The organism is Iocasia fonsfrigidae, assembly GCF_017751145.1.
In the GTDB taxonomy this organism is placed as follows: Bacteria; Bacillota; Halanaerobiia; order Halanaerobiales; family DTU029; genus Iocasia; species Iocasia fonsfrigidae.
In genome coordinates this window covers 1,975,788-1,989,943 of record NZ_CP046640.1, presented here as the reverse complement: position 1 = coordinate 1,989,943, position 14,156 = coordinate 1,975,788, and the positions used below count along the sequence as shown (strand labels likewise).

Sequence of the window (14,156 nt, the reverse complement as noted above, 5' to 3'; positions counted from 1 at the left end):
ATTTATGTCTGTGCCAATTGAGGAACCTTAAACTCTTTTCCCTTCAGGCTAAAACTACCCTGTACAAAGAAAGGGTCATCATCCATAATAGGCTCACTATTAACCTCTATTCCCATCTTATCAGGTGTAAAATGAAACCTGATCAGTTCAAATTCTTCTGTAGTCAGATAAACAAGAATATCAAGAAATTGAAAATTATCTTTACTTAATATATCAAAGACATGTAAGGTCCGGTCTAGTACTTTACATATAACAACAATCCCTTTGTCTTCAATATACCATATGCATTCCTTGTAAAAATTCACTAAATACCACATCAAGATATGGGTATAATCTGATATTTCAAAAATATTACTTAATGGGATATTCCCCTGAGATCTGTTCAGAATTATAGTCAGATCGTCTTTGTCTTTTAAGTTCATTTTTCTGGCAGTACCTTTATTCCGAATAACTGGTTTCCTAGCTGTATATTTGCATTCTATTATACGGCGGAAACCGAATTTAGGGTAAAAATCTATTACCGAATTATTTGCCGAGAGAAAGAACAAGTCACATCTATCTTCATATTCAGCTAGTACTCTTTCCATCAAGCATCTGGAAAGCCCTTTTCCTCTATAATCTTTTAAAGTACCTACAGTAGCTAATTGAATTGCATTTTTTAAACTACCATCTATAAAAACTTTTATTTTTGATATAGAAATATTTGAAATCATCTTTCTGTTATCAACTAACGAATAGCAAATATATTTGTCATTCCAGAAACCATATTCATACCATTCTTTAAAGGAGATACCAAAAACCCCCTGTGAAAAATCAAAAAAACTATTTCTCAACCACTCAATATTTTTATAATCAACATACAGCTTATATTCCATATAGTAATAACCTCCATTTTTTAATTGCTATAAAAATCTCTCTAAAATAAATTTAATTCCCTTTCCTCCATAAAAAAAGATCTGTAAAAGAACATACTGTTCCCTTACAGGTCTTTGAATCTAAACCAGAATAGATAATATAATAATATCAAATACATACTATAAAATATAGTTATTGTTTTTCCGAAATTATTATATATTGATATAAAACAATTGCTCTTAACAAAAAATAGGAATAAGAACAAAAAGGACATACTAACCCCTTGGCTACAAAATTCCAAATTTATTAAATTAGCTTCTAGTTAAGAAACAACTATTTTCATCTACTAATTCTCCTTATTTAAATTTGCTAATTTTTATTATAGACTACATAGAATAATATGTCAATATTTATCAGTAAAAATTTGTTAATTTATAACTGAATATTAGTTAAAAATAACTTTGTTGATTCTTTACTATTCACTTAATATCTGGTTATAAGAATTTACTGTTAATATATAATAGACCATATAGATTAGGTATGGATTATAATAGTTATAGAGATTGGTATTGTTAAATTTGTACTTAATAACTTCTCTAAAATAGTTACTGCTACCAGGCTGTGGGTAATACCTACTATCAATGGCATAAAATATAAACAATGTTTGCTTGAAAAGTAAAGCTTTAATTTCCTTTTGAGTAACTCCAATATTTTTTAAAATCTTATATATTGGTTTCTCCTCACTAGCTTCTGACAGTAATTATAATGATAAAACGACACAGAAAGGTTTCCTTTTGTCCCCTCAAAAGCCTTTTCTTTAAAATCCATGAAGAATTAAAAATAATATTTTATTTTAAAGTATATTTTATCTTTTATAGAGAAAAAACTATTATTTTCAAAAATTGTTCCCTCTTTATTGCCACTTTTATTAAAGCCAGTCTCTAGTTCAAGATTTTGTCGGATAGGATAAGTTAGTTTTCCATATATCTGATAATAATCTGAATTAATAGGAGTTAAATAATCAGCTTCTATTTTTATTAAATCAGTCAAATTATAATCAGCCTCAAGACAAATAAAATCTTTTATATCAACTTCCTGGTCAGAAACAAAATTAGAAAAACTATTATCGTAGTAATATTCTCCCAGTAGATGTATCCCATTTTCAAAAGTATAATCCATCCCGATAATTGACTGTAAGTAATTGTCCCCTATTTCAGGATTGGAATAGCTGGCTTCACTCCAGACAGCAATATCACCGACTGTACCTGATAAATTAATTCCTATGACATCTTTTCGGGGATGTTTAAGTAAAAGTTTAGCTGATGCTGGGTTAAGCTCTACTACTGGATAATCTTCCCTACCCTGATAATATAACAGGGAAAAGTCAAACATATTAATTAGTGTTGAATACCTTACAGCAAGTTCCCTTTCCTCAGAAAAGTTTTCTGGTAAATCTACTTCCCCTGTTAATAACGGATTGTATTGTTGTGCAAGATTAGCAGCTTCTTTATCTGTATCCGGTCCCAGGGGTTGAAAATCAGTTATCACTACAGCTTCCAGGGTAGCAGCCCCTATATAATATCTGCCATATACCCCTTCAGTAGCATCACGGGGATTTATCTCCCCTTTATCATCTTCTTTTAGGGGATTAATCAAGTCTGTAGGATTAAAGAAATAACCAGAACCCCAGGCTATTCGCTGTTTACCAAATTTAAGCTGCCCCTCTGTAAACCAGCAATTCAGGAATAATTTATTTAATTTTGATTTACACTTTATTGAAAGCTCATTTAAATCCTTAAACCCCTTGTCATTAAACAGTACACTACCATCAAGATGCAACGTATAATTAAAAGTTCCTGTATCAATTTTTAGATTAAACTCATTCAATGAAGTAAAATACTCTTCCCCATCTTCCCGGTAGTCTTCCAGATAAGATTCAAACATAGCTTTATAAGAAAAATCAGCTGCCCTAATTTGTAGTGAGATAAAGAGTAGTATTATTAATAATACTACTATTACTCTATTTCTCATCCTAATTATGGCCTCCTTAACTCTGGGATATTCTTTTCAGGTTTCTTTCATTAAAGAAATCAGGTCTGAATTTAATTCCGGTCTTCATCTCTAAATATTCAAAGCTAGTCGTATTATTATCCTCTAAGTCTTTCATTACAATTTTTCTGGGACGTAATTCACCATTAATTCTCTGAAAACTTTCAGTGTTCATTACCTTTACCTGCTGGTTATCCTTAAAATAATTAACCTTTAGTGGTCTAAATCCATCTTCTGCAACCCAGGCTTCAAAACTATCATAAGCTGCCTGAGCGTTTTTAGCCACACCTTTTACAAAATAACATTTTTCATTGTTAAATTCCTCTTCTTTGATTAATTTTGACTGATAATCATCAAAGATTTTACCATTAAAATCATCATAGCTAAATGAACTACCCATCATCTTCTGATTCTTCACATGTTCTCCTAAATGGCGTACCCGACCGGTTCTGGGGAAATATGACCAAATATTTTTATGAAGGAAAAGAAATGTAACACCATTTACTCGTTGAGGTTCATAGTATTTCATAATTGATTCTTCAGTTCCCTGGCCCCACATCTCCATCTTTAAAACCCTTTCATCACCACTAGTTGTATGAATTATCATTTTACCTTTCCCCTTGTAACTACCATAATTCATATTCTCATCTGCTTTTTTCATTATTTCATTACCGCTAATATCTGCAGCCGTAGCCATTGCTCCCATAGCAAAAACTAATATCAGTATCAGACTAAATACTCTTAAATTTAATTTCATTTCAATTACCTCCTAGTTAAAATTTGTTTTTTTCTTCCCTATTTTCCTGTTTGTTTTCAGTAAAGATAGGTATCAATAGAATAACAAAGATAAAACATAAAGCTACTCCTATAAACATAGTTACGCCCATTCGGAAAATTCCCCTATATTTAGCAATCATTAGTGTTCCGAATGAAGCCATGGTTGTTATTGTAGTCAAAAATACTGCTCGACCAACACTACTGAAGGATTCCTCTAAGCCCTCTCCCCTGATTTTCAGATGGTGAACAAAGTGTACGCCATAATCAATACCTATCCCTATAATAAGAGGAAAAGCCAGTACACTGAAGATATCCAGTTCAGTTTTTAATAAATGTACTGCACCAACTGTTACTATCATAGCTACTATGAGTGGTAAAATAGTAATCAAAGCCAATTTAATAGATTTAAAATGGAATAATAAAAGTATTAAAACTGTAATACCTACTAATAACAAGGCTTCAGGCACCTCACTATATAATGTGTCATATAGAATGCGTAAAAATATTGGTGAGCCTGTTATCTGGGGAACCTTATCTCTTAACATATAAATAAAATTTTTGCCATAGGGTTTTTGGATATTATCCCAGAGGTTCCCCTTTGCATAAACACTGGTCAGAAATGAATCCCCCTTTTTATTCAGGAACCTATTTCTGATATCTTCAGGTAAATCTACTATAGTTAGCAAACTTGAAACTTTCATAATCTTACTTTTCTCAGAAAAAAGCCGATAAAACAAAGCCGCTGAATCACTTAAATATTCATGCTTATACCCTTCTTCTTTAAGCCTATTGATTATAGCAGGTAGAATTCCTGCCTGATCGGGAGTTCCTGTAATTTGATCAGTAACAGTAACAATTTCATCAATACCGGCCATAAAAGACAACTGCCCCATTTCAATCATATTGTCATTCAAACGCTCAAACTGCTTTAGCAATTCTCCTTTATCAATATTATGATAGACCGGTGGATTATCGATGAAAGCATTTATGCCTGTTTTCCTTAACTCTTTTAATCGTTTTTTTTGAATGCTTTCAGGTGGTAGATAATCAGTTATCGTACTTACAGTATCAACCTGGGGCTTATCATCTAACTCTTCTGCTAAATTATAGGTATCCAGCAGATTATTAGTCGTATACATAACCGCATCATTACTCATATCGTATTTATCTGAAATATCATCCATAACTTTAATGGAATCCAGACCATGAGGCTCTATTTTTTTGAGATTCAAATATACATTGGTCTTCTCACCATACCATCCCATCAAAATGCTTATTAATAATATCAGTATCATAACTGGATATTTCCATCGGTTAAAAAATACTGCTGACCTACCAATTATCTTAAAACTTCCATGCTTAACAGTTTTTGTTTTCCCTTGCTTATTCACCCATAGATATAAAATAGAGGGTAGAATAAAGAAAACAGCCAGCATAATAGTTAAAATACCTATACCCATAGTAATACCAAGTTCTACTAACAGACCTAAAGAGCTGATTGTCAAAGCAAAGAATGCTGCTGAGGTAGTAAGTGCTCCAGTTAATATTCCCGGACCTGTCTTCTGTAAAGAATAATAGATAGCCTGATACGCAGACTTATTATTACTCCTGGCCTCAGTATAGCCGCTTAAAATATGTACTGAAAAATCAATCCCTAGACCAATTAACATAGCTGCAGTAAAGACAGTCATAATATTTAATCTACCAATAATAATTGTCGTGAATCCCATGTCCCAAATAATCCCAACTATAAGCGGAATAATAGATAACAAAGGTGAAAGCCACATTTTAAATGCTATTATCAAGATTATAATTATCAAAACAAAACCAATAGTCATAGCTATATTGGAATCCCTGAAACTTGTGACCAGTTCATCTCTACTAATTACATGCATACCTGTTAAACCATATTGATAATTTGGATATTCCTTTTCTATTGATTTAATCTCATTTTCAATAGCATTTACCCCTGGTTTGAGATTCTGATAATCCATAACGCCAAAGGTTGGTTGAACTGTCATTAGTAATGTATTCCCACCAATAGAACGTATATATGGGTCACCAATTAATAATTGATTAATTCCTCTATCATATGCTTTATTTGTTATACCATTTTGCAGAGATTGATCATATATCTGTAAAAACTCTTTTAATCCCCAGAAGGATCTAGCCAAATCATCTTTATCATCTTCAATATTATTACTATTCTCCCTATATTTCCTATCATATAAATCATTCAGGTTTTTTAGAAATCCTGTGAAATTAGGGTCTTTTAGTATTGAAGTAATATTTTCCTGATCCTTTATTTTATAAAGCAACATACCATTATTAAGCATATATTCTATATTAGCTTTATATTCTACATTGTCTACATATTTACCCAATTTTTTTAATCTCTCCGCTGCAACTCTAGCAGCTTCCTCAGGATTCCCTTTTTTATCTCTTATAGTAATATAAATTTTACTGGCAGAGGGATAGTTATTTAATATCTTTTTATATTCAAATTGTGAAGGGTCCCCTTTGGGGGCCAGAGCCACCCAACTTAATTCCAAGTTTAAATGTGATGCGAGGATTAACATAATAACGGTTATAATACCTGTAATAAGTAATATTGTAACCGGCTTTTTGGTAGTTATTCTTGCTAAGCATTTAAAAAGGTTATCTATCATACCATCTCCTCCTATCATTATTTTATCTAAATCGGAAAATCGCATTAACAATACTGAACGTTAGGTATGGTTAATGGATATTTGTCTTCGAAATTTATTTATCACCTCCTATTTTTTTATTAAACCCCAGATTGTACTGGCAATCAAATTAGGAGTTGTTCTTTAATCTAATACTAATAAAGATTAATACAAAAAGTCCAAATAAAGAAAGCCACCCAAGCAAGTCTCCAATTTTATAATAAATTGTTTCGACCCCTTTAATTGGAAGATCTGCGTACAAAATACCTGTTTCTGTTTTATCTGAATCCATCATAGCAATGATTTCTCCGTTATAATCCTCCATATAAGTTATCCCATTGTAGGTTGGTCTTATGATTGAAAAACCATTTTCAATTGCCCTATCGTAATAAGAAGGTGATGTGCTTTTCGGAAAATCGTATGAAGGATTTAGCATTATATCTACGTCTGCTTCTCCTGCCTGTCTTATGTAAGCTGGGTAATTCATATCTTTACAAATTGAAATCGCAAGTCGCCCATAAGGAGTATCTGTATATTGAATGATTTCTACACCCTTTTTGAAGACAGCAGTCTCTCCAATATCTCCAAATCCTAAAAGATATCTTTTAGTGTAATCTAATAGTATTTCTCCTTGATTATTAATAAGAAGATGTTTATTTTCACCTTTTTCTTTTTTGGAGAAATATCCGTAAGTAATACTTAAATATACATTATTTTCTTTTGCTATTCTTTTGTATTCCTTCCTTAATGAATCTTGATCTTCATCATTAATTAACATAGCAAACTCTTGAAATGAAATTATTTTTGCACCTTTCTGGGATGCGGTCTTTGTTAATTGTTCAATTTTAAGCAACCTTTTATTAAATGATGATGTATTTCTTTCTTCTATTATTTTTTCCATTGAAACGGCTTTCCCGTCTTCTGGAAGTAGAATTATTGCAGCAATTTTTACTGTATTTTCATATTGATTTGTAGTATTGACCTTAATGGTTCCAAAAAACAAGCTGACTAAAAAAATTGAAGCAAAAACAACTAGTACTGTTTTACTTTTCTTTATCTCAAAATTATATTCCCATAGATTATTGATAGTTGTAGCAATCCAGGAAAATATGAAAATGAATCCCCAAAGTCCTGTTATTGAATTAATCTGCTGAAAAATTAATGGACCATATGAGAAAATGGTCTTGGCTTCAGTTCCATCTATTGGACCTTCCAATGAAAATAAAAACATAATTGCTGTTACAGATACCGGAAATATTAAAGAAGATATTATTGGATATTTTTTAAATTTTGGGTATATGAGTCTATCAACCATATAAGGTACAAAATACATTAGGGCAATAATTGTGCTTCTAACGGTATTAAATAATATCTCCATTAAGGAACCACTCAGATCAAAAAGTCCAAAGAGAGCTATGTTCAAACTTAAAAAGAATCCCAGGAATGTCAAAAGTATTCCTTTTTTAGTACTTTGAATCCTTATGAATCGCAAAATAAAAATTGGCGCAATTATTATCATTATTTGAATTGTTGGAAATAGCTCACTTCTTCTTGTGAACATGAATAGGAAGAATCCTGTAATAAATAGTATTATAGAGTTGTACTTTCTTATTGTCATAATTATTAATCTCCTCTTTAAGGACTAATGTATGTCTGTACTAATCAATAACAATACCTACCGTCAGGTATGTTGTTTATAAAATTTTTTTACTGTTATATTTTTAATCACAACCTTCCTGTTGCCTTTTGATTAGATCCCAGATTTTACTGGCAATCATTTCAGCTATTTTATCAAGTGATTGTTCATCACCCATAAGAGTAGAAATAAAGAAAGTACCTTCTATAAAATTAATAAAAATAAAGGAAAAGACCTCTAAATTAAAATCTGTCTCAATCTACCCCTATTGCAGTGCGGTCTTTAACCTTTCTTTAAAGATGTGTATAATACTATTAAATAATTTATACATATATAGGTCTGTCAGAGATTCTTTAAACAATATAAATAATCTATTTCTACAATCATTTATATAGATTACGAGCCTATCATTTACTTTGTTATTATACTAAACGGTCAGTATGTTTATCAAATTATTTTTCCTCTTTTTGCATATTAACATACCATCTTCAATTCCAAATATTTTATAAACCCCTGTATCTATTTTTTTATTAAATTCCAGATTGTGTTTGCAACCATTTCACATTTATTATCAATTGATACATTATCACCGGTAAGTGTAGATATAAACATACCACCTTCAATAAGATTGATAATTATAAAGGCAAAAACTTCTGGATCAAAATCCTCTTTAAGAACTCCTTGTTTTTGAGCAGTTTTTATCCTTTGCTTAAAGATAGGTAAAATACTATAGAGAGCTGTATAAATTTTTGACTTCAATTCAGGAAACCTTCTAACGCCATCAGCAATCACAGTATAAATATTGACATTAATATTTTTAAAAAAATTACTATTTTTTATATATTGATCATAATTAAAAAATGATTTAATAAATTGTTCAATTGAGGATTTGTTTTTCAACCTATTAAGATACCATTCCTTTATTTCAGCACAAATATTATCAAAAACAATCATAAATATTTCATCTTTATTATTAAAGTGGTGGTAAAAAGCCCCTTTAGTAATATTACACGCGGCAGTAATATCATTAATACTGGTTTTTTCATAACCTTTTTTAAGAAATTGTTTACTGGCTTCTTGAATAAGAATGTCTTTAGTACTCATTATTATTTCCTCCAAATTAATTATATAGATATTATACCAAACGTTAGGTATGTTGTCAATATACATTTATATTCTTTAATTATATTTTTTCTCCCTAATTTTCAAAGAATAGACTAAATTATTCCATTTCAAAAAAAACAACAGTGTTTTTCTCTGCTTACATAGAAAAACACTGTTGAAAAAATCACATCATTATTTATTTTTTATATTAAGTGATTTTGTTCCAAATAACTCTATTTGTTTTTTTGTTTGTTTTAGTATTTCTGACTGTGCAGTTAGAGTAAGTTCTGGAAAACCTATCTTTCCTTTCGTATCCCGTATTTGTCTATATATTGCTTCAACTGCCTGAATAGAATTTTGGGTATAAAAATTAACCTTATTGATACCTAATTCAATGGCTTTACGAAAATCACTATCATTTAAACCTGAACCACCGTGTAATACAAGTGGTATATCTACTTCTTTTCTTAACTTTACCAATAAATCAAAATCTAGTTCTGGTTGACCTTTATATGGTCCATGTACAGTTCCAATGGCAACTGCCAGGGCATCTATACCAGTTTTGGCAACATACTTTTTTGCTTCTTCGGGATGTGTAAAGGTATCACGGTTAACCTCAGTTCCACCATCTAAATTACCTTCACCACCAGCAACATGCCCTAACTCCGCCTCAACACTGATCCCTGCTGCATGGGCCGCTTCAACAACCTTGGCTGTTAAAGCCACATTTTCTTCAAATGGAAGACTTGAAGCATCAATCATAACCGATGAAAATCCCAACCTGATCGCTTTTATAACAGTTTCAAAACTTAAGCCGTGATCAAGATGAAGTGCTATTGGGACAAAAGAAGCCTCTATTCTGTTTTTTAGATAGGGTAAAAATTTTTTTAAATCAAGGTACTTAAAGTGGACTTCTGCAATATTAATAATAACTGGTACATCCGTACTTTCAGCTGCTTCTATTATAGCCTCAACCATTTGGTGATTTGTTACATTAAAAGCCCCAACAGCATATTTTTCCTCAATTGACCTTGCTAAAATTTCTTTTAAACTTACTAACAAATTATTCCCCCCTAACTAACATTTCCAATGTCTCTTCATATGATTTAATACCAGTACTTGCCCCGATCGATTGAACACAGGAAGCACCTACTGAATTAGCAAATCTACCAATCTTTTCAAGTGGCCAGCCTTTATACAGACCTGTCAAAAAACCGGCAACCCAGGAATCACCAGCACCAGTAGTATCAACTGCCTTGACTTTTAAGGGAGGACAATGTATTTTATTTTCTTTATTTTTAATCAAACAACCTTTACTCCCCATCTTTAATCCTACTGTACCTACACCCATATTTAAAAAATAATTACAAATCTCTTCCTCATCTTTTTTCCCGGAAAGCATAACAGCCTCTTCATAACTGGGCAAAAAATAATCAACATAGGGTAATGAATCTTCTAATAAATCCATCCATTTACCCCGGGAATCCCAGGCTGTATCTAGTGTTGTAGTAATACCCAAATTTTTAGATTCCTTAAGAAATTGAGCACACTCTTCCCCATCAAAAGCAGGAAGTAGAAAAGAACCTGCTACATGTACAATGCTGGTTTTTTTAATAATCTCCCAGTCTATATCAGATAATCTAAGTTCCCCATTGGCACCAGTATTATGGATAAACCTCCTCTCCCCGTCCGGATCTACCATTACAATTGTAGTAGAAGTTTCTTTATTTTTATTCTTTTTTACTCCTTTAATACCTACTTTATTATCTTTTAATTCTTTAATAATATATTCACCAAAAATATCGTCCCCGACCATGCCCATAGTTTCTACATCAATTCCAAGTTTAGCCAGGGCAATAGCTGTATTTGTTGCACATCCACCAGTAAATAAACTTGTATTATCAACAAGTTCAAGTTTCCCACGTTCAGGTAGTTTTTTTACTACACTGGCAATAAAATCAGCTACCAGGATACCTATACATACTATTTCTGGCATACTTAATAGTCGCCTCCTTAAAAGATATTATTCCTCTAAATCAGGAATACGGTTAATATCAGGGTTTGTAAAAATGTCTTTTTCATCTACACTTCTGGTAGAAAATTCAGAGATAACAGCACCTTCCTTGCCTGCTTTAAACCAATGGAGTGTTTCAGGATATATAGTATACTGTTCACCTGGATTTAATTCTATTTCATGCCAAACCGTATAGTATCTTTCATTCCCTGCCGGAGGTATACAGGAAGGATTGGTTTCAGCTTCTCCAGGAACATATAAATATACCTTACCCCAACGGCAGCGAAAGGTTTCCTCCTTCCCCGGTAAATCTCCCAAAGAAGGATGTTGATGTTCTGGACAGGTCTGCTCAGGAAATAAAATCAACTCTTTAGCACAAACCCGTTTAGTATTAATATAGGTCACTAATTGTAAGCCTATCTCTTCTAAACGATTTAATCCAAAATCAGCAACTTCAATATTCTCTTTTTCTTTATCTGTCAAAATAATCCCGGCCTTAGAAAAATACTCTAAAGCCCTGTTTCTAGCCTTAAGATAAGTTCCTTTATCCATAAAATCACCCTTTTAGTTATACTTAACCCTACCAGCCCTGACAAAAACAGCACCGATAATAACAAAACCCTTAACAACTAATTGCAAATATGCTGAAACATTTAACAAATTAAGACCGTTATTTAAAACACCGATTACAAATGCCCCGATTAATGTACCAATAATTGTTCCGCGTCCCCCGGCTATATCTGTACCACCAACTACAACTGCAGCAATAGCATCAAGTTCCCAACCATCTCCAGCTAATGGTTGGCCAGAGCCAAGCCTGGAAGCAAGTATAAGCCCACTAATAGAAGCCATTAAACCTGAGATAATATAAACCTTCATCTTTAATCTCCGTATATTAATTCCAGACAATCGAACTGTTTCTTCATTACCACCTAAGGCATAAACATGACGCCCAAATCTAGTTTTATTTAGAATTACATAAGCAAAGATAAAGATAATAATCATTATATAAACAGGAATTGGTAATGGTCCTAGATATCCTCTCCCTAAGGTCTTGAAACTGTCGGCCAAACCGGAAATTGGATAGCCATTAGAATATAATAGAGCAGTCCCACGACCAATAGACATAGTAGCCAGTGTAACAATAATTGCTGGTATTCTTGTGTTAGCTACAATAAAACCATTAAACAGACCAAATAACACACCAATACCTATACCTAATAAAATCGCAGGCAAGATAGGTATACCACTTTTAATAAATCCAGCTATAAAAGTACCTGTAACTGCTACAATTGAACCAACAGATAAATCTATACCACCAGTTAAAATTACAAAAGTCATTCCAGCAGCTATAATAGCATAAAGAGAAATTTGACGGGCCAGATTAATAAGGTTTCTAGCCTCAAGAAAATATGGACTAGCAAAAGATAGAAAAATAGCTAGTAATACCAAACCAATTCCTGCATAGATTTCAGGTTTATAATAACTATTGTTAATCTTATAAAACAAGTTGTTTTCATTATTATGTGTTTCTTTTTCAGTCATCTTAACTTACCTCCCCTGCTGCACTTTTCATTATTTTTTCCTGATTAAATTCTTTTTTATTATATTCACCAGTAATTCTCCCCTGATGTAATACTATTACACGGTCACTTATACCTATAATCTCTGGTAACTCAGAAGAAATCATAATAATTGATTTTCCCTGTTCAGTTAATTGATTCATCAATAGGTATATTTCATATTTAGCACCTACATCAATACCCCTAGTAGGCTCATCAAATATTAAAATATCACTATCAGTAAATAACCACTTAGCCAGAACAACCTTTTGTTGATTTCCACCACTTAAATTCTGGGTTAAAATTGTAGAACTTGGAGTTTTAATACCCAATTCATCTATATAGTTGTTTACTTCTCTCATTTCTTGATTACTATTAATCAACATTTTATCTACTAGCCTACTTAAATTAGCTAAAGTAATATTATTTTTAACTGATTGTTCTAATACCAGCCCCTGTTGTTTGCGGTCTTCAGGCAAAAGGCCGATCCCTGTTGAAATGCTATCTCTAGGAGAATTAATATTTATTTTATTACCATTTAGTATAATCTCCCCGCTATCCTTTGGGTCAGCACCATATAGCAGTCTTACTAGTTCTGTTCTACCTGAACCAACTAAACCAGCTATACCAAGGATCTCTCCTTTTCGAAGTTCAAAACTAATATCATCAACTACTCCCTTACGACTGAGGTTTTTAACCTCTAAAACAACCTCTCCTGGTGTTACATTCCTGGGTGGATAAGAGTCAGTTAATTCCCTACCTACCATTAATTTAATTATCTTATTTTTATTCATTTTGTTGATATCATCACTGACAATCCATTGACCATCTCTTAAAACAGTAACACTATCCCCAATTTCGAACAATTCATCCAAGTGATGTGATATATATATTATTGACACACCCTGTGCCTTTAAATCTCTAATTACTGCAAACAACCTTTTTAATTCCCTGGGAGTTAAAGTGGCAGATGGTTCATCCATTATGAGCAATTTTGCACCAAAAGAAAGGGCTTTGGCAATTTCAACAAACTGCTGCTCAGCAACACTAAGTTTTTTCACAAGTGTTTTAGGGTTAATATCTGCTTTTAATTTATTCAGTATATTCTGGGTATTATTGTATAAGGTATCCCAGTCTATTAAACCATTATTTAATGCTTCTCTACCTAAATAAATATTTTCAGCAACACTTAAACCAGGTATAAGGTTAAATTCCTGATATATAATACTAATTCCCTTTTCCTGGGCATCAAGTGGACTTAAAATATCTAATTTTTCACCAGCGAAAATTATTTCCCCAGTATCTTTCTGGTAAGCACCAGATAAAATTTTCATCAAAGTAGATTTTCCTGCCCCATTTTCACCAATAAGAATATGGACTTCACCTTTATGAACATTAAGATTTACATTTTTTAAAGCCTGTACCCCATAAAAAGATTTATTGATATTTCTCATTTCCAGTATATTTTCCAA

Annotated in this window: 11 protein-coding genes; all 11 read right to left on the bottom strand. The window is 32.1% G+C overall.

Annotation, left to right across the window (positions count from 1 at the left end; all coding sequences use genetic code 11):
* Nucleotides 1–2 precede the first annotated feature (2 nt).
* The 11 genes from GM661_RS09415 to GM661_RS09365 all read right to left on the bottom strand — a co-directional run bounded on the left by GM661_RS09415 (nt 3) and on the right by GM661_RS09365 (nt 14,138).
* On the bottom strand, nt 3–875 hold the full coding sequence (locus GM661_RS09415; protein ID WP_230866648.1) for a GNAT family N-acetyltransferase: 873 nt from the start codon (nt 873–875) through the stop codon (nt 3–5).
* An 814-nt stretch (nt 876–1,689) separates the two neighbouring features.
* The gene (locus GM661_RS09410; RefSeq protein ID WP_230866647.1) at nt 1,690–2,886 is read right to left on the bottom strand and encodes a hypothetical protein; all 1,197 of its coding nucleotides are present in this window, start codon (nt 2,884–2,886) and stop codon (nt 1,690–1,692) included.
* Nucleotides 2,887–2,902: 16 nt separating this feature from the next.
* Nucleotides 2,903–3,661, bottom strand: coding sequence for an outer membrane lipoprotein-sorting protein (locus tag GM661_RS09405; RefSeq protein WP_230866646.1), 759 nt, complete (start codon nt 3,659–3,661; stop codon nt 2,903–2,905).
* A 16-nt stretch (nt 3,662–3,677) separates the two neighbouring features.
* The gene (locus GM661_RS09400) at nt 3,678–6,350 is read right to left on the bottom strand and encodes an efflux RND transporter permease subunit (protein WP_230866645.1); all 2,673 of its coding nucleotides are present in this window, start codon (nt 6,348–6,350) and stop codon (nt 3,678–3,680) included.
* Nucleotides 6,351–6,498: 148 nt separating this feature from the next.
* Nucleotides 6,499–7,986 carry a carbon-nitrogen hydrolase family protein gene (locus tag GM661_RS09395; RefSeq protein WP_230866644.1) on the bottom strand — a complete coding sequence of 496 codons (1,488 nt, stop codon included), beginning with the start codon at nt 7,984–7,986 and terminating at the stop codon, nt 6,499–6,501.
* 537 nt (nt 7,987–8,523) lie between these two features.
* Nucleotides 8,524–9,108 carry a TetR/AcrR family transcriptional regulator gene (locus tag GM661_RS09390; protein WP_230866643.1) on the bottom strand — a complete coding sequence of 195 codons (585 nt, stop codon included), beginning with the start codon at nt 9,106–9,108 and terminating at the stop codon, nt 8,524–8,526.
* Nucleotides 9,109–9,300: 192 nt separating this feature from the next.
* Nucleotides 9,301–10,170 carry a class II fructose-bisphosphate aldolase gene (locus GM661_RS09385; protein WP_230866642.1) on the bottom strand — a complete coding sequence of 290 codons (870 nt, stop codon included), beginning with the start codon at nt 10,168–10,170 and terminating at the stop codon, nt 9,301–9,303.
* 1 nt (nt 10,171) lies between these two features.
* Entirely contained in the window at nt 10,172–11,104 is a 933-nt protein-coding gene (locus tag GM661_RS09380) for a carbohydrate kinase family protein (RefSeq protein ID WP_230866641.1), read from the bottom strand.
* A 27-nt stretch (nt 11,105–11,131) separates the two neighbouring features.
* Complete coding sequence (locus GM661_RS09375; protein WP_230866640.1) at nt 11,132–11,674, bottom strand: D-lyxose/D-mannose family sugar isomerase; 543 nt, start codon at nt 11,672–11,674, stop codon at nt 11,132–11,134.
* Nucleotides 11,675–11,686: 12 nt separating this feature from the next.
* Nucleotides 11,687–12,667 carry an ABC transporter permease gene (locus GM661_RS09370; protein WP_230866639.1) on the bottom strand — a complete coding sequence of 327 codons (981 nt, stop codon included), beginning with the start codon at nt 12,665–12,667 and terminating at the stop codon, nt 11,687–11,689.
* Between the two features lies 1 nt (nt 12,668).
* Nucleotides 12,669–14,138 (bottom strand): sugar ABC transporter ATP-binding protein, encoded by a 1,470-nt coding sequence (locus GM661_RS09365; protein WP_407929659.1) that lies wholly within the window; start codon nt 14,136–14,138, stop codon nt 12,669–12,671.
* Nucleotides 14,139–14,156 lie beyond the last annotated feature (18 nt).